General features: G+C 59.9%; 24 protein-coding genes. 8 read left to right on the plus strand and 16 right to left on the minus strand.

What is annotated here, in order from left to right:
- Window positions 1-57: 57 nt before the first annotated feature.
- The 12 genes from tilS to QZ498_RS04375 all read right to left on the minus strand — a co-directional run bounded on the left by tilS (window position 58) and on the right by QZ498_RS04375 (window position 10,360).
- Window positions 58-1,317, minus strand: coding sequence for a tRNA lysidine(34) synthetase TilS (tilS, locus tag QZ498_RS04320; RefSeq protein WP_294620508.1), 1,260 nt, complete (start codon window positions 1,315-1,317; stop codon window positions 58-60).
- The gene (gene ybgF / locus QZ498_RS04325; protein WP_294620509.1) at window positions 1,308-2,153 is read right to left on the minus strand and encodes a tol-pal system protein YbgF; all 846 of its coding nucleotides are present in this window, start codon (window positions 2,151-2,153) and stop codon (window positions 1,308-1,310) included. Before ybgF ends, tilS begins: the two co-directional genes overlap by 10 nt.
- A gap of 25 nt (window positions 2,154-2,178) precedes the next feature.
- A complete protein-coding gene (gene pal / locus QZ498_RS04330) occupies window positions 2,179-2,694 on the minus strand; it encodes a peptidoglycan-associated lipoprotein Pal (protein WP_294620510.1) in 516 nt (171 codons plus the stop codon).
- An 89-nt stretch (window positions 2,695-2,783) separates the two neighbouring features.
- Window positions 2,784-4,106 carry a Tol-Pal system beta propeller repeat protein TolB gene (tolB, locus tag QZ498_RS04335; protein WP_294620511.1) on the minus strand — a complete coding sequence of 441 codons (1,323 nt, stop codon included), beginning with the start codon at window positions 4,104-4,106 and terminating at the stop codon, window positions 2,784-2,786.
- Entirely contained in the window at window positions 4,103-5,206 is a 1,104-nt protein-coding gene (locus QZ498_RS04340; RefSeq protein WP_294620512.1) for an energy transducer TonB, read from the minus strand. The genes tolB and QZ498_RS04340 overlap by 4 nt, the downstream gene beginning before the upstream one ends.
- Window positions 5,207-5,215: 9 nt before the next feature.
- Window positions 5,216-5,692 (minus strand): protein TolR, encoded by a 477-nt coding sequence (tolR, locus tag QZ498_RS04345; protein WP_294620513.1) that lies wholly within the window; start codon window positions 5,690-5,692, stop codon window positions 5,216-5,218.
- 3 nt (window positions 5,693-5,695) lie between these two features.
- The gene (tolQ, locus tag QZ498_RS04350; protein WP_294620514.1) at window positions 5,696-6,391 is read right to left on the minus strand and encodes a protein TolQ; all 696 of its coding nucleotides are present in this window, start codon (window positions 6,389-6,391) and stop codon (window positions 5,696-5,698) included.
- Between the two features lie 116 nt (window positions 6,392-6,507).
- Window positions 6,508-6,897, minus strand: a complete 390-nt coding sequence (gene ybgC, locus QZ498_RS04355) for a tol-pal system-associated acyl-CoA thioesterase (RefSeq protein ID WP_294620515.1) — start codon at window positions 6,895-6,897, stop codon at window positions 6,508-6,510.
- Window positions 6,898-6,933: 36 nt separating this feature from the next.
- Window positions 6,934-7,464: an RNA 2',3'-cyclic phosphodiesterase gene (thpR, locus tag QZ498_RS04360; RefSeq protein WP_294620516.1), complete on the minus strand. Its 531-nt coding sequence runs from the start codon at window positions 7,462-7,464 to the stop codon at window positions 6,934-6,936.
- Between the two features lie 11 nt (window positions 7,465-7,475).
- A complete protein-coding gene (locus QZ498_RS04365; protein ID WP_294620517.1) occupies window positions 7,476-8,501 on the minus strand; it encodes a transporter substrate-binding domain-containing protein in 1,026 nt (341 codons plus the stop codon).
- A gap of 3 nt (window positions 8,502-8,504) precedes the next feature.
- Window positions 8,505-9,587, minus strand: a complete 1,083-nt coding sequence (locus QZ498_RS04370; protein WP_294620518.1) for a transporter substrate-binding domain-containing protein — start codon at window positions 9,585-9,587, stop codon at window positions 8,505-8,507.
- 134 nt (window positions 9,588-9,721) lie between these two features.
- Entirely contained in the window at window positions 9,722-10,360 is a 639-nt protein-coding gene (locus tag QZ498_RS04375; RefSeq protein WP_294620519.1) for a hypothetical protein, read from the minus strand.
- Between the two features lie 83 nt (window positions 10,361-10,443).
- On the opposite strand from QZ498_RS04375, the gene QZ498_RS04380 reads away from it, so the two are divergent.
- The 6 genes from QZ498_RS04380 to QZ498_RS04405 all read left to right on the plus strand — a co-directional run bounded on the left by QZ498_RS04380 (window position 10,444) and on the right by QZ498_RS04405 (window position 14,995).
- A complete protein-coding gene (locus tag QZ498_RS04380) occupies window positions 10,444-11,382 on the plus strand; it encodes a bifunctional riboflavin kinase/FAD synthetase (RefSeq protein ID WP_294620520.1) in 939 nt (312 codons plus the stop codon).
- On the plus strand, window positions 11,379-11,855 hold the full coding sequence (locus tag QZ498_RS04385) for a YcgN family cysteine cluster protein (protein WP_294620521.1): 477 nt from the start codon (window positions 11,379-11,381) through the stop codon (window positions 11,853-11,855). The genes QZ498_RS04380 and QZ498_RS04385 overlap by 4 nt, the downstream gene beginning before the upstream one ends.
- On the plus strand, window positions 11,852-12,901 hold the full coding sequence (locus QZ498_RS04390; RefSeq protein WP_294620522.1) for a low specificity L-threonine aldolase: 1,050 nt from the start codon (window positions 11,852-11,854) through the stop codon (window positions 12,899-12,901). The genes QZ498_RS04385 and QZ498_RS04390 overlap by 4 nt, the downstream gene beginning before the upstream one ends.
- A 69-nt stretch (window positions 12,902-12,970) precedes the next feature.
- Entirely contained in the window at window positions 12,971-13,537 is a 567-nt protein-coding gene (locus tag QZ498_RS04395; RefSeq protein WP_294620523.1) for a hypothetical protein, read from the plus strand.
- Between the two features lie 332 nt (window positions 13,538-13,869).
- Window positions 13,870-14,085, plus strand: a complete 216-nt coding sequence (locus tag QZ498_RS04400; RefSeq protein WP_294620524.1) for a helix-turn-helix domain-containing protein — start codon at window positions 13,870-13,872, stop codon at window positions 14,083-14,085.
- 226 nt (window positions 14,086-14,311) lie between these two features.
- The gene (locus tag QZ498_RS04405) at window positions 14,312-14,995 is read left to right on the plus strand and encodes a phosphoribosyltransferase (RefSeq protein ID WP_294620525.1); all 684 of its coding nucleotides are present in this window, start codon (window positions 14,312-14,314) and stop codon (window positions 14,993-14,995) included.
- A gap of 44 nt (window positions 14,996-15,039) precedes the next feature.
- On the opposite strand, the gene QZ498_RS04410 is transcribed toward QZ498_RS04405, so the two are convergent.
- Window positions 15,040-15,429, minus strand: a complete 390-nt coding sequence (locus QZ498_RS04410) for a DUF2267 domain-containing protein (RefSeq protein ID WP_294620526.1) — start codon at window positions 15,427-15,429, stop codon at window positions 15,040-15,042.
- A 1,075-nt stretch (window positions 15,430-16,504) separates the two neighbouring features.
- Between QZ498_RS04410 and QZ498_RS04415 the strand changes: the two genes are divergently transcribed.
- Entirely contained in the window at window positions 16,505-17,263 is a 759-nt protein-coding gene (locus tag QZ498_RS04415) for a response regulator transcription factor (protein ID WP_294620527.1), read from the plus strand.
- Here QZ498_RS04415 and QZ498_RS04420 read toward each other — a convergent pair.
- The gene (locus QZ498_RS04420) at window positions 17,223-19,520 is read right to left on the minus strand and encodes a PAS domain-containing sensor histidine kinase (RefSeq protein ID WP_294620549.1); all 2,298 of its coding nucleotides are present in this window, start codon (window positions 19,518-19,520) and stop codon (window positions 17,223-17,225) included. The two genes, QZ498_RS04415 and QZ498_RS04420, sit on opposite strands and share 41 nt — an antisense overlap.
- Before the next feature lie 383 nt (window positions 19,521-19,903).
- On the opposite strand from QZ498_RS04420, the gene QZ498_RS04425 reads away from it, so the two are divergent.
- Window positions 19,904-20,650 carry a Crp/Fnr family transcriptional regulator gene (locus tag QZ498_RS04425; protein WP_294620550.1) on the plus strand — a complete coding sequence of 249 codons (747 nt, stop codon included), beginning with the start codon at window positions 19,904-19,906 and terminating at the stop codon, window positions 20,648-20,650.
- A gap of 64 nt (window positions 20,651-20,714) precedes the next feature.
- On the opposite strand, the gene QZ498_RS04430 is transcribed toward QZ498_RS04425, so the two are convergent.
- Both QZ498_RS04430 and QZ498_RS04435 read right to left on the minus strand, forming a co-directional pair.
- Window positions 20,715-21,197: a protein-tyrosine phosphatase family protein gene (locus QZ498_RS04430; protein ID WP_294620528.1), complete on the minus strand. Its 483-nt coding sequence runs from the start codon at window positions 21,195-21,197 to the stop codon at window positions 20,715-20,717.
- Window positions 21,198-21,205: 8 nt separating this feature from the next.
- Entirely contained in the window at window positions 21,206-21,373 is a 168-nt protein-coding gene (locus QZ498_RS04435; RefSeq protein WP_294620529.1) for a hypothetical protein, read from the minus strand.
- Between the last annotated feature and the right edge of the window lie 53 nt (window positions 21,374-21,426).

The following is a 21,426-nucleotide window of genomic DNA, read 5'->3' on the forward strand; positions in this document are numbered from 1 at the left end:
ATGGCGAGGACCTATCACAGCCCGCACCCATCTTAAATAGAGATCACACCGACATCTTCAATGCGATAAAAACGCGGCGAAGAAATCATCGTCAGGGCGCAGGTTGATGGCTCTCCATCCATTTGCCAGCCCCGCAAGCGGCGCCGCGACCAATTCCGCATCGCGCCAAACAGCGGGCGTTGCCGATAAACTGCGCAAGGGCAATCCGGTCGCGCGCCAGTCCGGGCATTGTGCAACACCCTCTTCGCCAAGGGCCGCGATCCGCACCCCCTCGGGCCATGGCCCATTCAGCCGCCAGCGGCCATCCCAGACATCTTTGGCCCTGGTGACAAGCTGCGCAACGGCCTTGTACTCGCGCGTTATCCGAATGGTTTCTGCATCGACCGACACATGGCAACCATGCAGCGTCATGTCGGTCCCCCCCCGAAGGGATTCCATCATTAATTCCAATGCCTTGCCACGCGGCCCATAGGCCGCCCCGCTGACCCACTTCAAGGCCTCCAAAAGCACCCTGCGACAAATCTCGTCGGGCTGAACGCGAAACTTCGACCGGTCCAATACCATATCTCCGGCTTCCACATCGGCCATATCTCGCGCCGCGATGAAAGCATACCAATTCAGCGTATCGCGCGCTTCGGCCAAATGCACCGCGGTCCGCGACAAACCCGCAACACTGATCCCTAGTGGCTCAAGCACCTTCAGCGCGTCGCGGGCCTTCACTCGGTCGAACTCCGGGTCAGAATTGCTTGGATCGTCAACCCATTCCAACCCACGACATCGCAAAATGTCCCGCAGCTCCTCGCGTCGCACGCCCAGCGCGGGGCGACAAAACACCGTACCCGCGTGTCGTTTGCGCGGTGTCATCGCCGAAAGACCGTCCAGCCCTGATTCCCGCGCCAATCGCATCAGGAAGGTTTCCGCCTGATCGTCGGCGGTATGGGCAACGGCCACTTGCTCGATCCCATGCCCATTGGCCCACTCGGCCATCAGATCATATCGCGCCGAGCGAGCGGCCTGTTGTAAATTGCCCGCGCCTGTCCAGCCGCCCCATGTCAGGATATCATGTGGAATGCCCAAGTCCGCACAGATGCGCGCCACCGCCCGCGCCTCATCCGCCGCTTCGGCGCGCAAGCCGTGGTCAACCGTCACCACCCGTAGCGCCGGGCCGCCCTCGGCCTGCCATTGCGCCAAGACAACCAAAAGCCCAAGCGAGTCGCTCCCGCCCGACACCGCCACACCCAATACCTTGGGCGGAGTCGGCAGGAAAAACCCCGTAATTCGGTCGTGGATCAACGAAAGGTCGCGCGTTACTGACATCCCAGGTTGCGCATGGAAGACTGCGCCTCAAGGACAGCGTCGGCTTGCGGAAAGCGGGTCTCGACCTCGGCCAGCGTCACACAAGCCTCCTCGGTCTTGCCCAACCGGCCAAGCGACCGCCCCAAGCGAAACAGCGCATCTGCGGCCACCGGGCCATTCGGGTCGTCACTGAACAAATCCAGATAGACGCGCGCGGCTTGCGTCAATTGCCCTGCCCCTTCGAGGGACTCACCCTGCAAAAGCCCCGCTTGGCCCGTCAAAGGCCCACCGGGATAGGTCTGCCGGAAGGCGGCGAATTTCTCGGCCGCCGTCTCGTAATTGCCGGCCTCCATTGCCGCCTTGGCGGCATCGAAATCCGATTGCTCGGCCACAGCCATCTGCGGCTGGTCATCCCCACCGCTGTCTGCATCGGGCAACGTGGCCGCGCCGTTATCGCCGGTGGTCGTGTCGACCCCGCCCAGCGTGGTGCTTTCACCCAAGCTGCCGATATCGCAATCCTCTTCCAACTCGCACAGCCGGAACTCCAGGTCGCCGATCCGGTTGGCCCCATCCTCGGCCACACGTTCGACGCGGAACTCCAACTCCTCGGTTTTCGAGGTCAGCCGCTGCAACTCGCCCTCGATGGCGTTCACCCGGTCCAAAAGGCTGCCGCCCGACGACAACTGACCGGCGCCGCCAGTGGTATTCAGCTCGCGCTTCAGCTTCTGAATCTCCACGTAAAGCACCGACAATTCCTGCCGGATATCGGCAAGCGTTTCGGTACGGTCCTGCGCCGCGACGAACCCTGGCAGGACGACCAGTACACAAAACCCGATAATACGAACGAACCGTTGCATGGCCGCCCCTCCAATCACGTCATCATCAGCTTGTCGGAACCACCGAAATCACGGTAACCGCCCGGCGGTTCTTGGCATAGCATGCCTCGCTGCTGCAAATCTCGATCGGGCGTTCCTTGCCATAGCTCACAACCTTCAGACGCGAGGGCGCGACGCCCTTGCTGACAAGGTATTCCTGAACCGAATTTGCGCGCCGCGCACCCAGCGCAAGGTTATACTCGCGCGTGCCCTGCTCGTCGGCATGGCCTTCGATGATGGCCGTGTAATCCGCATTACTCATCAGCCACTGCGCCTGTCCATCCAGCGTGCCCATCGCCGCCGGGCTCAGCGTGGACTGGTCCACCGCGAACAAGACCCGGTCCCCGATCGCCTGCTGGAAATACAGCGGCGAATTGGGATCTTGCGCGCTGCCTGGCGCAAACCCGCCTGCGCCCGCGCCATTCAGATCAACGGTATTGGTATCGTCGAACCGGTCCGCATTGGTACAGGCCGCCAAGGCCAGCCCGGCGCAGAGAAGTGCAACTTTGCTCATATGTTTCATGGTGTTTCGCCCCACTCGCTTATCTGTCGTTGTGCTCAGTTTTCTTCTACCACAGGCCGCGCGCCATGGAAACGCGCGGAAATCCATACTCAATCCTGCAAAGGCGACCACGCCGGGTCACTCGCGCCGGTGCTCGTGGGCACCTGACGCGGGTTGCGCCCGGTGATATCCACCGTGTAAAGGCTCGCCCGGCCCTGCGCCCCTTGGGTTTCGCGGGTGAACATGATCACCCGGCCATTGGGCGCCCATGTCGGCCCCTCATCAAGGAACGAAGCGGTCAAAAGCCGCTCCTCGCTGCCGTCGGTACGCATCACACCAATATGAAACCGCCCCTTGGATTGCTTGGTAAAGGCAATCAGGTCACCACGCGGCGACCAGACGGGTGTGCCATAACGCCCCTGCCCGAAACTGATCCGCCGCGCCTCGCCGCCACCGGCGGGCATGACGTAAATCTGCGGCACGCCCGACCGGTCCGACTCGAAAACGATCTGGCTGCCGTCCGGGCTGAAGCTCGGTGCGGTTTCAATCGACGGTGCGCTGGTCAGGCGTGTGTTGGCCCCGGTGTTCAAATCCATTCGGTAGAGGTCTGTATTGCCACCGCGTGTCAGCGAATAGACCACCGTCTGCCCATCCGGGCCAAACCGCGGCGCGAAACTCATGGTGCCATCCTGACTTTCCAGAACGCGCCGTTGCACGCTGCCAACATCCAACAGGTAAATCCGTGGGAACCCGCTTTCATAGCTGGTGTAAAGCACCCGGTCGCCATTGGGCGAAAACCGTGGCGCCAAGACGATCGACGAACTATCGGTCAGGTATTTCACATTGGCGCCATCGTAATCCATGATCGCGAGCCTTTTTTGCCTCGCATCCTTCGGGCCGGTTTCCGCAACAAACACCACACGGCTGTCGAAATAGGGCGCTTCCCCTGTAATCCGGCTATAGACCTGATCGGCGACCTTGTGCGCAATCCTGCGCCACCCCGCCTGCGTCCCCACCAATTGCAACCCGTCGCCCAGCTCCTGACCGGCAAACACATCGAACAGGCGGAAGCGCACAATCACTTTGCCGCCATCGTCGACACTCACGGCACCGGTGATCAAAGCCTGCGCATTGATCGCCTTCCAATCGGCAAACTGCACGGGGCTGGAAAAACTGGTGATCTTGCTGATGAAGGCCTCAGGCTGAATCTCTCGGAACAATCCGGTGCCGGCCAAATCCGCGGCGATGACATTGGCGATCTGACGGCCCAATTCGGCCCCCGCCGCATTGTCCGATACAAAATCAGGTGCTGCGAAGGGCATCGGCTCGATAACGCCCTCGGTGATTTCAATCCGCAACGGCCCGTCTTGGGCGGCCACCGGGACAGCCCACATAAAGCACGCCAACAAGAGGCTCAGTACATACCGCATCATTTGATCCTCATTCTCTCCGGATTGAATGTCATTTCAATGTCGCGCCAATGGTCATATTTTTCGACCGGCAAGTCGAAACCGCCCGATCCACAGCGAATAATCGCCCGGCGCGCGGCCTCGAAGGCCTGTTTCGCCGCCGCCCCATTGCCCCCCGATGAACTCAGCATCTTGATCGAACTGGTCACCGGCTTGCCGTTTTCGGCCATCTCGACCGCCACCACCACCGTGGTGCGCAAGGCCTCGGAACTCAACGACCCCACGTTCCAGCAATTCTGCACCGCCACCCGTAAAGCATCCTTTTCGCCTGCCGTCAGCGGCGGGCCTTGCGGGGCCTCATTGCTGCTCGTGCCGCTTTGGCCCAGCGCTTCGGCCAGCGCATCGTTGACCGCGCTATTGTCGGTCTCGGGGGCCGCTGGCTCGGCTGTTTCCGTCGGCTCAGGCCGCGTCGGACGGGTGCGTGGCCGGATCGACTGCGCCGGGGCGGCATTCGCCACATCGTTTTCTTCCGCCTCGGTCACGATCTCGGTCGTGGCTTCCTCCGGGGCGGTGGCCTCGCTTTCCTCCTCGACCACCTCGGCAGGCTCCTCGCTCGGGCTCACCTCCTGACGCTCCACGTCATCCACCTGAACATCCGGCTCGGGCTCCGCCACGGGTTCAGGCGCGACACGCGGCGCCGGGCGCTGTTGCGGACGCGGCGATTCTTCCGGCACCAACAGCGCGGTATCTTCCTGCGGCGGCTGCATCACGGGGGGTTCATCGCTCACATCGGCCTGCGGCACCGGCGCAGGCTCCACTGGCTCAGGCACCTCATCGGGCGGCGGGGTTTCGGCCACCTCCGGCTCACTGCGTTCAGGCGGGGTATCAGCCTCACTGGTCAACGCCGGGGCCTCGCCCTCCTGCGGCGGCTCGGGCGTGTCCACATTGGCCACCGCCTCGGGGATACTCTCCCCTTGGGTCAAGGCCGCGAACTCCTCGGCGGAAATCGCCGTCACCTCGGTCACCTCAAACGGCAGCGGCTCGGATTGGAACGCACCGCCGAACAAGGCAAAAGCGATCAGGCCCAGATGGCCCGCCCCGGATATGACCTGTCCGGTGTTCACCAGAATCCCCTAGCCGTCCTGCTCATCAAGACGCGGGCCACCGGTATCGGTGACAAGCCCGATATTGCCAAAACCACCACGATTGAGCGCGCCCATCACCTGCATCACATCCGCATAGGGCACGGCCCCATCCGCCCGCAGGAAAACCCGCGTGCTGTCGCGCTCGGTCGCAATCGCCCGTAGCTTGGCAACTAATTCCTCACGCGCCACTTCGCTGGTCTGGATCATCACCACGCCGTCCGCCGTCACCGTCACGGTCAGCGGCTCTTCTTCCTCACCCGGCAGGGCATTGGCCGCAGTTTCGGGCAGTTCCACCGGCACGCCCACGGTCATCAAAGGTGCTGCCACCATGAAGATGATCAGCAGCACCAGCATCACGTCGACAAAAGGCGTGACGTTGATCTCGGCCATGGGGCGCGACCGCCCGCGTCCACGCCGCCTGCGCCCGCTGCCACCGTCGGATTTCTGAACGACACCCGCGCCCATGGCTCAGCTGTCCAACTGACGGCTAAGAATGGTCGCGAACTCATCGGCGAAGGCCTCGTAACTGGCCACGATCCGATCGCTGTCCGCACTCAGCTTGTTGTAGAAAATAACCGCCGGAATAGCCGCCAACAGGCCAAGGCCCGTGGCCAAAAGCGCCTCGGCAATCCCCGGTGCGACCACTGCGAGATTGGTGTTCTGCTGCTCGGCGATCTCGATAAAGGCATTCATGATGCCCCAGACCGTCCCGAACAGCCCAACGAAAGGCGCGGTCGAGCCGACAGTCGCCAGAACCGACAGCCCGCTTTGCAAATCCTCGGCCTCCTTGGCAATCGCCACATCCATGCTCCGGTCAATCCGCGCCGTGGCCCCGGCAATCAGCCCGCCATCGTTGCGATGCGACCGCCGCCATTCCATCATGCCAGCGGCAAAGACCCGCTCGGACTGGCCAGCCGGGTCCGCCCCGATCTCCTCGAACAACTCGTCCAAAGGCTCACCCGACCAGAAGCGCCGGTCAAACACCTCGGCCTCGGCCCGGGCCTTTCTATAGTTGATGAGCTTTTGAATGATGATCGCCCACGCCCAGAACGACGCGATCACAAGCATCACCATAACCAATTTTACGATCAGGGTTGCACGCGCGAATAGCGCCCACATGGAGAATTCCATCTCCTGCGCCATCGCAAGGGTTTCTGCTTCCATAAGCCTGCTCTTTTTCCGCCTCTGGCCGTGTTTTCCGACCTTATTGAGGATGAAACTAGCCGAATTTAAAGGGGAAAGCCAACCAGAACCGCATCACGCGGCACAAATCAGCGTGATCAATGCAGGATCAGGCGGATATTCGCCGGTAAGCGCGCAGGCGTGCCGCCCTCGCCAATGCAGACAATCGTCACTTGCGCGGCGAATAAAACCTCCTCACCACGCACCACTTGCTGGTCCATGACCAACCGCGCGCCGGTCACCGCCTGCGTGCTGGTCCGCACTTCCAACTCATCATCGAACTTGGCCGAGCTCAGATAATCCGCCTCCACCCGCCGCACGGCGAACACCACGCCATCTTTTTCGCGCATCTCGTTCTGGTCGATGCCCATCTCACGCACCCAAGCACTGCGCGCACGTTCGATATACTTCAGGTAATTGGCATAATAGACGATACCGCCCATGTCGGTATCTTCGTAATAAACGCGAATGGGAAAGCGATGGGTCATGCCCGCACCCTATGGTGCAGTTCTCCTGCCCGCAACCTACCCCAGATCATAAAGCGCCAATTCCTCATAACGCGCGCCGTCTTGTGACAGGATTGAGCGGTAAAGCCCAAACTGCACCACCTCGACCGGCTCCAACCGAAAGGCCCCATGCGCCTCCAAAAACGATCCCAGCCGGTCCAACTCAAACTGCGGCATGCGCCGGGAAAACCGCGACAGCGTCACATGCGGGCGAAACCGCTTTCGCGGCAGTTCCAGCCCAACACCCCGCGCCGCCGCATGGACCTTGTCGCGCAACGCCGTGAGCGCCGCACAGGGCTCAACCCCGGCAAAGACCATGCGCGGGTCATCGCCGCCAAAAACATCCACCCCGCGCATATCCAAGGTCACAGGCGCGGCCTCGATCTCGCACAGTGCACCATGCACCTCCTCGGCCTCCCCCGGCTCCAGATCGCCCAGAAAGGCCAAGGTCACATGCAGGTTTTCACGCGGCACCACCCGCCCGACCGAGATATCGCCCTGTAATCGCTCAAGCGCCTCGGCCAGATCATCAGGCAAGGGAAGGGCCACAAAGGCCCGCATTACTTCAACTGGCCCCAGAAAATCTCAAGGTGGCGCGAGACGATCTCGTTATACCGGCCACTCTCGCGCAGCGCCGCCAGCCCGGCATTGATCCGGTACAAATGCGTCGTCCCCCGCCAATGCTTTTTCGAGATGATCACATGCAGGCTTTCGCGCGACAGCGGCAGGTCCAGCGGCACAACACGGCCCCTTAACCCCATGGCCACGATCTTGGACGCCCCAAGAAAGACATTCACCGTCACCGCATCCACCTTGTCGGCCATCAACTGCTCGAAACAGGCCTCGGGGCTCTCGGGCTGCACAAGGGTGATCTTGCCATCGACCAACCACCGCCGGTCAGCCCGGTCCAGATCATGGGTGAAATACCCCGCCGGACGGCACAGCCGCTTGCCGATCAAATCCGCATCACTGGTATAGGCAAAATCGCTCCCCTCCCGCTTGAACAGCATGATGGGCAATTCCATCAGCGGCTCCGAGAAATGGAAATTCTTGCAGCGCTCATTGTCGGGCGTCGCCGCGCAGTCGGGCTTCAACCACGGAAACCCCATGTCATAGGATTTCTGATCCAACAGCGGGAACAGATGCTGTGACCAATCATCCTCCCAAGCCACCGCATAAGGCACCGGCGAAGGGCTCAATTCCAAAGCGGCATTGACCAGTTCGGTGACCATCCCCTCGCCCGGCCAATTGCGATCGGTAAATGGCAGGTAATTGCCCCCGGTCAACAGGGTCATTTCCGCCTCGGCCTTGCGCAGGGGCGTGGCATCCGGCTCGGTCGAAGTCGCGGGGCAAGGGATGTATACATCCGTCCCCGGCACCGCGTTTTGCCCCTGCAACACCGCCTGATTGGCATAGTAAACCAAGGTCCATTGCTGCGAGGTGCCATAATGCGCCTCGGCAATGGAAAACAACGTATCGCCCGGCTGCACCTTGTAGGTCACATCGCACAATGCCTGCGCCATCCCCGGCAAGGCGGCCAAAGCCACCCACGCCAGCGCGTATCGGATCAATCCAAGCCCCCGCATGGCTCAGAACTCCGCCCAAACGCGGGTCATGTGCTCATCAATGATCCGCTGATAGGTGCCGTTTTCCTTGATCTTCGCCAGACCATCCTCAAAGACGCTCAGGAACGCCTCGCCATTGGGGTGCGATTTATGGGCAACCATGTGGTTACCATCCACCGAAATCGGCTGCCCCTGCGCCACGACCACCCGGTCGCCAAGGCCCAACTCCTTGATCTTGCCGCGCCCCAGGAACTCATTCAGCACCACACCGTCAACCGCCCCATCGGTCAGCAACCGGAAACACTCCGCTGGCGACGCCGCAGTGTTCAGCTTGATCACCCCATCGCGCAGCCAATTGCGCCCGTGCTGATCAAAAATATAGGTCGAATAGCCCGACGGACGGCACAGCGTCTTGCCCTGCATATCCGCATCGCTGTTGAAGGCCATGGGGCGGTTCTTGTCGACAAACAACAGCATCAGAACCTCGAACATCGAGTCCGAGAAAACGAGGTTCTTGCACCGATAGGTCTCCGGGTCCGCCGCGCAATCCGGCTTGAACCACGGGAACCCCATGTCAAGCAAGGCGTTCGACAAAAGCGGCTCGTGATGCGAGGCCCAGTCGTTGACCCAATGAATGGCAAACCCCTGCTCGGGGTCGGCCGCCTCCATCGCCGCCTGCACCACCTCGGCCAGAATCCCGCCGTTGGGCATATCCGTGTCGGTAAAGGGCCAGAAGTCGCTGCCGGTCAGCACATTGATCTTCCGGCGGGTTGATGCATCGCCGGGTGCCACCCTCAACGGCTGTGCCGCCTGCGTACTCGCCGCAGCCACCTGCGTGCCACCCGCCAATCCCGTCGGCAAGCCATCGACACAGCGCAGCCGCAGCTTCATCCCAACCCGGATGTTGTTGGGGTTCTCCCCGATCTGGTCCAGATTCCCTGAGTGGATCACCGTCCACATCCCGGCATTCTTGTACTGCGAATCCGCGATAATCGACAGGCTCTCGCCCCGCTTCACCGTGTAGGTCCCGCCACAGGTTTGCGCCTGCGCCGCCGCGCCGAAAACTGCACAAATACCCATAGCCACCGAAAAAAGTGTTTTCCGCATCATATCCCCCAAGTTTGCGGGGAAATAAGGCCTATCTTGCGGTTTCGGTCAAGGTTGAAGGCAGATTTTGTGGCTCTCCCTGCGGGTGCCATCCTGTGGATAACCCGCCATTGCCTTGAAATAGTTACCCGAATCTACTGTGGCCGCAGCCGCGCCGCCAAACGCAAAGCATGGCTGGACTCTTCCGCAACGGCAGGCATCACCGGATCATAGGCCGCCCGGATCACCTCGGCGATGTCAGGACGCAGAATCACCGTGTCCTGTTCCGGCACGCTGGCCAGCGGCGACCGATCCTGAAACGCCACATCCGACCACAAGACAATCGTCTGCACCATCTGGCTCAGCGCCAAGGTTTCGGCAGGCACCTTGCTCAGGGTCTCATCCATCCGCAAAAACACGAAGGCCGCCTTGATCGCGCCCGCCTCATCAAACCGGAACACCCGGTACTGATTGGCATCCGCCGCAATCAGCTTGTCCACCAAAGGCCCCAAATCCGGCACCAACCGGTCAAGGTCTGGCACCTCGCGCAGCTCCTCCCACTCGCGGAAGAAGAAAAACATCAGGTTCACACCCAATTCCGGGTCGGTCTCGGCCATCTGATGGCCCGCCAGAACCGCCACCGCCTCCACCGCGCCCTTGACGACCTCCAGCGTCGCGTCATCCACGCCAAAAACAATCGGCGCGATGGGCCGCCCCCAACGCGCAAACAGGTAACTGCCATCGGCGCGGGTAAACAGCGCCTCGATCTGCTCGGGTGTGCTCACAGGTTCCATGCCGCCCCCATAGCAGAGCGTCGAGGCCAAATGCCAGACCCTCCCGCTTGCACAAGCCCCGCGATGGGGCTACGCAACGGCCCATGCAGATTATCCGCGACTACGCATATGTTGATCAGGCCGACCGCGGCGCAAGCGTTGCCATCGGCAACTTTGACGGGGTCCATATCGGCCACCGGTCCGTCATCGACATCGCCCGCCACGCGGGCGAGGCGATCGGCGCGCCTCTCGGCGTGCTGACGTTTGAACCCCACCCGCGCGAATATTTCGCCCCCGATGCGCCCCCCTTCCGCCTGATGAACCCCGAGGCCCGCGCCCATCGCTTGGAAAAACTCGGCGTCGAAAAGCTCTACCAGCTCAATTTCAACGCCAATCTCTCGGCCCTGACGCCTGAGGAATTCGCCGCCAATGTCATCCGCGATGGCCTCGGCCTCAAGCATGTCGTCGTCGGCGCCGATTTCTGCTTCGGCAAGGGCCGCGCCGGTACCGCCGCCGACCTGCAAGGCTTCGGGGCCGAAATGGGCTTTGGCGTCAGCATCGCCCAACTTCTCGAAGGCGATCAGGGCGAGGTCTCCTCCACCGCGATCCGCCAAGCCCTCAGCGATGGCCGCCCGCGCGACGCCGCCGCCATGCTGGGCCACTGGCACCGCATGGAGGGCCAGGTTGTCGGCGGCGAACAGCGGGGCCGCGAATTGGGCTACCCCACCGCCAATATGTCCATCGAAGGGCTGCACCCACCCAAATTCGGCGTCTACGCCGTGTTGGTCGATGTCCTCGACGGCCCCCACAAAGGCAGCTACCACGGTGCCGCCTCCCTTGGTGTGCGCCCAATGTTCAACGGCGAAGTGCCCAATATCGAAACCTTCATCTTCGATTTCTCCGGCGATCTTTACGGCACCGAGCTTTCCGTCGCCCTCGTCGACTACCTGCGCCCCGAAGAAACCTTCGACAGCCTAGAGTCCTTCATCGCCCAAATGGACGCCGACTGCGCCAAAGCCCGCGACATTCTGGCCGCCCTATGACCGACGACCCCATCGACCGCTCCGGCCTGCGCCCGCGCTTTTGGGAAACCACGCCTTTGTCGCGCATGACCCGCCATGAATGGGAGGCGCTTTGCGACGGCTGCGGCAAATGCTGCCTGAACAAGCTCGAAGATGAAGACACCTCCGAAGTAGCGCTGACAAACGTCGCCTGTCGCCTCTTCGATGATAGCACCTGCCGCTGTTCACAATACCCCATTCGCCACAAGTTCGTCCCGGAATGTATCACCCTCACCGCGAAAAACCTTGCAAGCCACCTCTATTGGATGCCGGAAACCTGCGCCTACAAGCTGCTCCATAACGGCCAGCCGCTTTACGATTGGCACCCGCTGATTTCCGGCACCCCCGACAGCGTCCATGACGCAGGGGTTTCCATGCAAGGCCGCACCGTCGCCGAATTCGAGGTTTCCGACGACGACTGGGAAGACCACGTGATAGAGGAGCCGGGAACATGAGCTTCAAATCCGACAACTGCGGCCCGGCGCACCCGGCGATCCTGCAAGCCCTCACCGAGGCCAACCAAGGTTTCGTGAACTCCTACGGCGGCGACGACCTCACAGCCCAAGTCGAGGCGAAACTGCGCGAGGTGTTCGAGGCGCCCGAGGCCTCCATTCACCTCGTCGCCACCGGCACAGCGGCCAATGCCTTGGCCCTCTCCACCCTCACCCAGCCGTGGCAAACCATCTTCTGCACGCCCTTGGCGCATATCCACACCGATGAATGCCACGCGCCCGAGTTCTACACCGGCGGCGCGAAACTCAGCCTTGTGGGCGATGATGACAAAATGACGCCCGAGGCGCTCAAGGCGGCGATTGAAGGCTGGCCTTTGGGCGATGTGCATTGCTCGCAACGCGGCCCCGTGGCCCTCACCCAAGTCACCGAAATGGGCCGCCTCTATTCGCTGGACGAACTCAGCGCCCTCACCGCCACCGCCGCCCGCTACGATCTGCCCGTGCATCTTGATGGCGCGCGTTTTGCCAATGCCCTCGTGGCCCTTGGCTGCAGCCCTGCTGAAATGACATGGAAGGCAGGCATTGATGCCGTCAGCTTCGGTGGCACGAAAAACGGCTGTCTGGGGGTCGAGGCTGTAATCTTCTTCAACCCCGCTCAAGCGTGGGTATTCGAATTGCGCCGCAAACGCGCCGCGCATCTCTTTTCCAAGCACCGCTTCTTGGCCGCGCAAATGCTGGGCTACCTCACCGATGACCTTTGGCTCACCATGGCCCACGCCGCCAACACCAAGGCCGCCCGTCTGGCCGAAGGCCTGCGCGCGGTGCCCGATTGCGTGTTTTTGGCCGAACCTCAGGCCAACATGATCTTCGCCACCCTGCCCCGCGCCACCCATCAACGCCTCATGGCCGGCGGCGCGCAATACGGTCTCAACCAAGGCCCGCTGGACACTGGCCCCGACGAAGAGCCACTTTCCATGCGCCTTGTCTGCGACTGGTCGATTTCGGATGAAGCGATCGACCATTTCGTTGCGTTGGCCAAAGGCGATTGACCACCATCAACTCATACTCCGGTCACCTGTGCTGTATTCCACCCGCCGGACAAAGCACAGGGGGCACCCATGGCCGACAAAGACCACACAACCGTTATCCGCATCCCCGAAGCTGTTGCCGTCTTCGACAGCGTCGAGGCCCTGAAAGCTGCCTATTGGGATTTGCGCATGGTCGGGTTCAGCCGCTACGACATCAGCCTTCTTGCCCGCCAAGAGGTGCTTGAGGAAAAACTGGGCCACGCCTACTGGCGCGCCGAGGATCTGGAGGATGACCCGAAGGCGCCCCGTGCCGCCTATGTTTCCGAGGAAGCCATGGGAGAGCTTGAAGGTGCCATCGCGGGCGGCTTCTTCTTTCTTGGCTCTTACATCGCCATGGCGGCCATGCTCACCCCGGCCAGTACCTTGGCCGCCTCCATCGCCGCTATCGCCATCGGCGGCAGCCCGGCAGCGGTGATCGGCACACTCCTGGCCCGGCGGGTCGACGCCAAGTTTCGCGACTACTACGCCAACCAACTGCGCCACGGCGGGATCCTGATGTGGGTCCGGGTCAAGGATGACGAAAAACGCGATCTGGCCACCAAGGTCCTGACCGAGCATTCAGGCCGTGACGTGCATACCCACGACTGGAGCGAATGAGCAACGGCACACTCTCGAACAGTCGCATCACGCGAATAACTCCGATCCCTGATGTGCCGTTTGGCGCTTCGTACAAAACCCGCGTACGTTTCGTACGTTTTGCCAGCGTGCGCCCTGTTAATCCGCAGGCGCGGTGCAAACGACACCGACGCGATACCGACATGATACCGACGTGATGCCGATTGGGGTTTTCGAGGTATTTCAATGCTTTACCTTTGATTCGGGCGAACCTTTGCCTGTCATTGACTGGGATCAATGGAAACCTGCGGATACCAAGGCAGCCTCACCAGGTCTGCCGCGCCACAATCTGGCTTATCCTCCCGGAGGTTCCCATGATAACGCACGCCTCACTGCCCAAGCCCCACCCAAGCAAAGCCCACGCAAAAATCCTCAACAAATTCGGACCCTTACCTGGAGAGTCGCTTCGCGCGCTGTCCGATTACGGCATGAACGACACCGAAATCGCCCGTTATTTCGGGGTCACCCAATCCACCGTGAAACGCTTGCGCCGCACCCTTCCCGTCGCTTCGAAATGGGCCAAGGAATGAGTCAGATCCATTGATAGCGGTCAATGTACGATTCCGTTTACAGGCTCTAATAAACCAGTCCCGTAAGGCGGCGACGGCGGTTTCATCCCAAAGGGCAAAAGCCCATCCACCGTCGCGCCGTCACCGGCCGACTCCGACATAGAAAGGTCATGTCGATGGCCGAGAAACCCCTTGAAATCATTCATGTAATTCCCTTCCACCCGGGAATGGTCGGGTGATCGGGGAGATGGCATTCCCGGTCCGCGCAGCGCGCTACCAAGACCGGGCCGAGGCCGCTCAGGTCCTGCTTGATGCCTTGCCGCCCCTCACAAATCAAAAGATCGTCGTGATCGCTTTGCCCCGTGGCGGGGTTCCCGTCGCGGCCCCCATCGCTCAGGCCCTAGGTGCGCCCCTCGACGTGATCCTTGTCCGCAAAGTCGGCGCGCCCGGCAACCCTGAGCTTGCAGTCGGCGCTATAACCGGGTCCGAGGAAGAAGATCTATACCTGAACATCCCCGTCATGCGTGCCTTCGGGCTTTCCCGAACCGAAGTCCAAGCACTTGCAAAAAAAGAGTTTTCCGAGCTGACACGCAGGCGTGACACCTACCTTCCGGGACAGGCACCCGCCCCCCTTGAGGGGCGCACCGTCATTCTCGTGGACGACGGAATCGCCACCGGAAGCACGGTGCGCGCAGCACTGCACGCCATCCGGTCGAAAGCCCCTGAAAAGATCATCCTTGCGGTCCCGGTCGCCAGTTCCGAGGTGCTTTCCGAGCTTCAGAAAGATGTGGATCTTGTCATCTGCCCGGAACCACATCTGCCGCTCGGGGCCGTCGGCGCGGCCTATCAGAGCTTTCCCCAAACATCCGACGACGAGGTGATTGCCCTGCTTCGCTCCGCGTGCGACGCCGCGCCGCGAGAACCGAATTAATCCAATCTTTTCAGAGTATTTCCGGCTGCGTTCTCGATGTGATTTTATGATTGGCCAGCGGCCAGAATAGCCTGCTGCGCCTGTTTAGGCGAGGCGAACAGGCGAGCCGGCAAATATTCGGCCAGGTCCCTCAAGGCTTCGGCAATCTCGTATTCCGCGACAGCGGCTTCGCCCATGTAAACCACCACACGAGCAACGAATTCGGCGCGCGTGGGTCTTGGTGGTGCAACGGATTGCGGGTGCCAGTTGTGGAAAAGGGCAGGCACCAATGCACAGGGCAAACGCCGGGCCAGTTCCACAACCTCGGTGGCCGTCAACCACTCACGCAAAGCCAAAAGTACCGCACATGAAAGGTCAAAGGCTCGCTCTTGCTCGGTTGCATAGGTCACAGCCCGGATCGGCGCGCGGTCCAGATTGGCACTGATCATAAGCATTTCCCTGATCCTATCGGATATCGCGGTTTTCACATTGGTACCCTGCAACCATAGGGTCCGTTCGCTTGGGGTAACATTGACTGGCATCAATGGTTCGCACCGGCCATGAACAAAAGAATGGAACCCGTGCCAAAACCGCTCCCAATCCGGTTGCCAATGATCAATGACGCATCGCAGAAAAATGCTCAGTGTAATCGCGTGCAACACTCACACCACGCAAGAACCTAGAGGAGAGGACGTAAAAGGCGCCACCAGAATTGGCGTGCGAAGCATCGGAACATGAAGCCTTGATTCCGACTACGCACTCCGAGTGAAGCCCACTTGACGCCTATGATCAATTCAAGAATGCCGCCGCCGCTCCTATGCCAGCGGAGAATGGCCTTAGTGTAAAGGAAGTTGGGCACAGAACGCGTGCAATAAACTGTGCCGACCCCCGTTCCTGTTGCTTTCTTATCCCCGAAAAAGAAAGCAACACACACTGGCCGTTATCGCCTGATGTGAGGGCCCGCTTACGCCCCTCACGCGCCTTCCTACACGATGGCGTTGTGCTGGTAACTTTAAGTTCGGAGCGGCGGCTGCATAATTGCCCGGATGTGAGAGTTGTTTTGCTCTGTCTGGGCAAGTGGCACTGGCCGGTGTGAGTAATCGCATCGGCCAGTGTTTTTTAGGCTGTATCGCGTCCACTAGGCTCGTGTCCGGCGTTACACCACTGCCTCGACACCAGCACCCAACTTGATTGCGCACTGGGTTTCATGTTATTCTGAAGTTGCCGCATGGTCGCCTTGGCCATATCGTGATCGGGGGATGCGAATACCGGCGACCTTTGCAAGATCAGTGCACGCAAACCGTCCAGCTTGATCCACTTGAAGGCCACCCGGTGTTCGAAGACGCATCAGTGGCGCACCCTTTTTGGGGCCCTGAGTGTAACGAGTGATTTACTGCCAGTTTGGTTTTCAAGGAGAACGCGGTCATCCGCGTCATTTTATTTGGATAAAATCTTGGGTCGAGCGACATAGGAATTTTGAAATGGGGAAAGAGTTTAAAGCATTATCCGCCGCAAGGGACGCTTTGCGCCATGAGAAAAATTGAGCCGAACAACAAAACCGTTCTGGTCATCGACGACGAAAGCGACCTGCGCATGACGATGCGACTTGGCCTTGAGGCAGAGGGATTTTCCGTCATCGAAGCCTCGACCCAACAGGAGGCCCTCAGCGCAATTGGCACACATGACATTAGCATCGTGACACTGGACCTTGGGTTCGGACCGGACGACGGTTTCAGCTTCGCACGGGAATTACGCGAACAGCGCAATGTGCCGGTTATTCTCGTTACCGGGCGCTCCGATCCTCACGACCGCGTGCGCGGCCTTGAAAACGGGGCCGATGACTACATCACCAAGCCTTTTCATTTCCGCGAGATCGTGATGCGGATCGAACACGTCCTGCATCGTTATGAGCTTGAAGCCGGTCGCAACGGCACCGAGGTTCCAAGCCAGATCGACTTTGACCATTGCATCTTTGACACGCGGCGACGTTATGTGCGGAAGATAGACGGCGACGATCTGGAACTCACCGAAACTGAACTCAGGCTTCTGGAAATATTCGTCAGCAACCCCGGGCGCGTCCTAAGCCGCGATGACATCTCGCTTAGCTTACGAGGGCACGAATGGTCACCACTAGACCGAACGATCGACGGACATGTGGCACGGCTACGCCGAAAGCTTGAGCCCAGCACGGAAAGCCCTCAGTTGATCAAAAGCGTTCGCGGTGTCGGGTATGTCTTCGCTGGTGAAATCAAATCTCTGGACGAGGCCTCTGACAAAGAGCATCCCTGATGCACTGGCTCAACTTCGATATGGAATAGGGTTTAGGCAGAAGCGGGATATTCCTGTCGCCCAAAGGGCTACGGGTGTTTTGGTCCGGACCGTTGTTGCCGGTGGTCAGCAATATGCCGATAGACGGGTACCTCGCTCGGACCTGCGCCAGCAAATCATGGCCCGACATAGGGCCGGGCATAGACATGTCGCTGAATACAAGGTCGATGTGATGCCCTGCTTCAAGCTGTTGGAAAGCCTCTGACGCGTTGCGCGCTTCGAACACCACATAGCCAAGAACCTCCAGACGCTTCAGGACGGTCTCACGCACCATGTCGTCATCCTCCACAACAAGGACGGTCTCTCCATCGCCATGGGCGAGCTCGTCTTCACAACCATCCGACCCAAGCATGCTCGTTTCAGCGCCCTGCTCCCGCGGCAGGTAAATGGACACCGTCGTACCAGTCCCTTCTTGTGTTTCGATATGGACGCATCCGTTTTCCCGGGCCGCGAAAGCAGCGACCGTGGTTAGCCCCAAACCAGTTCCGCGTCCGCCTGTTTTCGTGGTAAAGAACGGCTCTTGAGCCATTTCGGCAGTGCTGGGCAGCATGCCTGTTCCAGTATCGCGCACGAAGACCCGCAGGTAATCCCCCGGCGCGGCACAATTCAGGCTTTCAACCATTGCCGCATCGAGCGCCACGTTTTCGATGCCCACTATGATCTCGCCACCATCCGGCATGGCGTCACAGGCGTTGATCACGAGGTTAAGCACGGCACTCGTCAGTTCGGCATCATCAGCGCGGACAATCCAAGGCTGATCGATAGTCTGCAACGTCAACTTGGCTTTATCGCCTACCGCACGCGATAGCATCGGCCACATCAAGGACAATTGGTGCCCCACATCAAGCAAACCGGACTGGGTATGGCGGGTTTTGGCAAGCGACAGCAACCGGGAATTGAACGAAGCACCTGTATGCAATGCATCGATGGCCGCATTGATCAGCCTAAGCGCGTCCTCATCGTCTATGCGCCGTTGAGCAAGCTCAAGATTCGACAATATGATTGTAAGCAGGTTGTTGAAATCATGGGCGATCCCACCTGATAGCCTTCCAATCGTTTCCAAGCGCTTGGCCTGTTCAAGGTTTTGCTGCATTCGCCGGGTTTCGGTAATATCCAAGAGCATACCGCGAACACGGGTCGCGCTTCTCTGAAACGCATTGCTGTCAAACATGACCTGTCCGTGAACCTGTAGCCAACGGCGCGAACCGTCCGCGTGGGTGATGGACAGATCTTGCCTCAGAACTCCGTCGCTTTGGGGGTGGAATGCCGATTGCAATTGTCGACCGATCTCAAGTGTCGCGCGATGCCCGATCAATTGCTCCATCTCATGGATGTTCGTGGGACAAGCGTCAGGGGCTAATCCAAGTAGCGAAAGCGCCTCGGGCGACCAATGCGCCTCGCCGGTTGTAATATCTACATCAAATGTCCCGAAGTGTGCCGCCTCCGCCGCTTGGCGCAATCGCGCTTCGCTTTCACGCAAGGATTGCTCGGCCAGCTTGCGATCAGTGATATCCTCGGCAAACAGGATAAGGCCAGCCACCTCTCCGGCGCGATTGTGCCAAGGGTGTACCTCCCACCGAAGCCACTGCATCCGCCCATCCGGCCAGCGATACCAATCCTCCGCATTTTTGACTGTTTCACCCGCCAAACCACGTTTATGTGCCTGTACCCAGCTTTCGGGCAAATGCGGAAAGGCATCGTAATGACTACGGCCTTCGATACTGCCGAGGTTCAGTCCATAGTCTGAAATCCACCTTCGGCTGCATCGGATATAACGCATGTCGCGGTCGACCATGGCCATAGGAATCGGCGCTTCCTTGATGAAGCCTTCGAGTTGTTCACGCATGACATGCAAATCGGTCAGGGTTTGAACACGATCGGAAATATCGCTCAGCAAGGCAACGATGCACGCCGGTTGGTCACCTTTGCTGGGCATAAGCGAGAGCTTCGCATTGACCCAGATATCGTCGCCAGAGGCCTGCCGGAACCGGTATTCAACCTCAGTCGCCAGAACGCGGCCTTCGACCAGGTCTTCTATGGCTGACCTATGGCGCGCGTGATCGTCGACTTGCACCATATCTTGAAAACGAAAGGATCGTACGGCTTCGGCATCATGTCCCACCAATGCGCAGAAGGCCGGGTTACACCTTTCAAAACGTCCGTCGAGTCCGACCACCACAATCGCCGTGGGCGCAGTTTCGAATACACGCTCGAACACATCGTTCAAGTGCAAACCACCGGTGCGTGACCGCAACTCCAACCGTTCGATTTCAGAATGTCTTTCCATGCAGTTGTCCCCCAGCCAACATGCAGGACCGTATCACGATATTCACGGAAAAACCTGGCACGTGCACAATTCTACACATTTCTAATTTTGCATACTTCGCGATTCTCGCTCTTAATGATTTTGCCTTTGGGGGGCATGGGCAACTCGGGAGACGCCCATGGCCAGGCATTCTGAAAATTGTACGGCGCTTGCCGCTGGTATGAGTACCAACAGCAATCCTCACGGTTTTGAGGATCCGCAATTGGTGCCGGAATTATATATTTCCGGCCTACTCATGGGGGATTTTAAAAATGAATGTTGTATCCATGCACCGCATGTCATGCGAGTGTCAGGCGTGTCCAGTTCCGGGGTCGTCGTTTTGTGCCCGCGCGTCGGGACAAGATAAGGACGGCATTGCCCAGCTCGCGCATCGTGCGCGTTTCAAACAGGGTCAATCGGTATTGATGCAGGGCGACGAATCCGAAAAAATCGGCATTCTAAGGTCCGGTGTCATCAAGACCGTCTTCATGACCGAAGACGGAGATACCCAAGTCCTTGGCTTGCTATTTCCGGGGGATTTCATCGGGCGCGCGTTTGAAAGCGAGTATCGCTTCTCATATGAAGCCGCGACCGATATCGACATCTGCCTCTTCCAAAAGTCCTCGTTCGAGGGGCTCTTGATGGGGTCGCCGGCTCTGGAGCATGCTTATCTTCTCAGTACGCTGCGCCAAATGGACAAGATGAATAGCTGGACTTGCCTGCTGCGTGGCCGAACCGCGCGCGAACGTGTTGCGGCCTATTTCACGTTTTGCGCACTGCACGATGGAGAAACAGACGCCACCTTGGATCTCTCCGGGACGCATCCCATCCTTGAACTGAGACTCAGCCGAACCGATCTGGCCAGCTTGTTGGACATGACGCCGGAAACCTTTTGTCGGTGCCTTCATGGCTTGGCGGACAAAGGCGCGCTCCATATCTGTGCTCCACACCGGATTGAGCTGACGAATATCGCTCGGCTTCGCGAATTGGCGGGGCCGCCCTTGGAAGGTTTGGTCGAAAAACCGCAGCGTGCGGTGATCTAAAACCTCCTTTTGCATTGTCGAGTTTGGGGCCTTGCGCCTCAAACTCGCAGGCGCGATCACCCGGTCATGCCAGCGTTGCCCACTCCCATTGATCCTCTGTCTCAACCGCACATGGGCGAACCGCGCGCAGGCGGGCAAGCGCCGCATCCGGGTCTTCACCGGCCTCAACCATGAGACGCAATGCCGCCATACCTGACCGCCCGCACCCTCCCATGCAATGGATCAGAACGCGACCGCCACCCTGTAAGGCGGCAAGTGCCGCCCGGCTTGCCTCGTGCCAAGTGTCCTCCTCGGTGACTGAGGGCACTCCGAAATCTGCAACGGGAACGTGCGACCAGCGAGTGCCGGAATCCTGAAGATCAGCCCCCAGATTACCAGCCCCGTGCCGCGCCAATTCCGGCAAAGTTGCCATGCTGAGAACTAAGGCAGGCTGCCAGTCGCGCACATGGGCGAGGTCCTCGGCATAATGCCCGCCCCGTCCCGGCATCGGCGCAATAGCCAGAATCCCTTCGCTCACTGGCAAGGCGAATATGATGAAGCCCGACATGGGGCAACCTATGGCCGGATGACCGAATGAGTGTCGCTCCGGCCCATCTCTCCGGTTTCAAAGCCAATGGCCCGCACCCTTGGAAGGCCGACGCCGCCGATCACGGCCTTACCATCCCTGCCCATAGGGTGCCGATCGTCGATATTCCGGTTGCGACGAATTCCTCGCAAACGCATGTTCCCCCCACATCCTGGCAATCAACGGCACCTACCCTTGCGCCATCCCCGAA

It is taken from the genome of uncultured Roseovarius sp. (assembly GCF_913057115.1).
Lineage (GTDB): Bacteria > Pseudomonadota > Alphaproteobacteria > Rhodobacterales > Rhodobacteraceae > Roseovarius.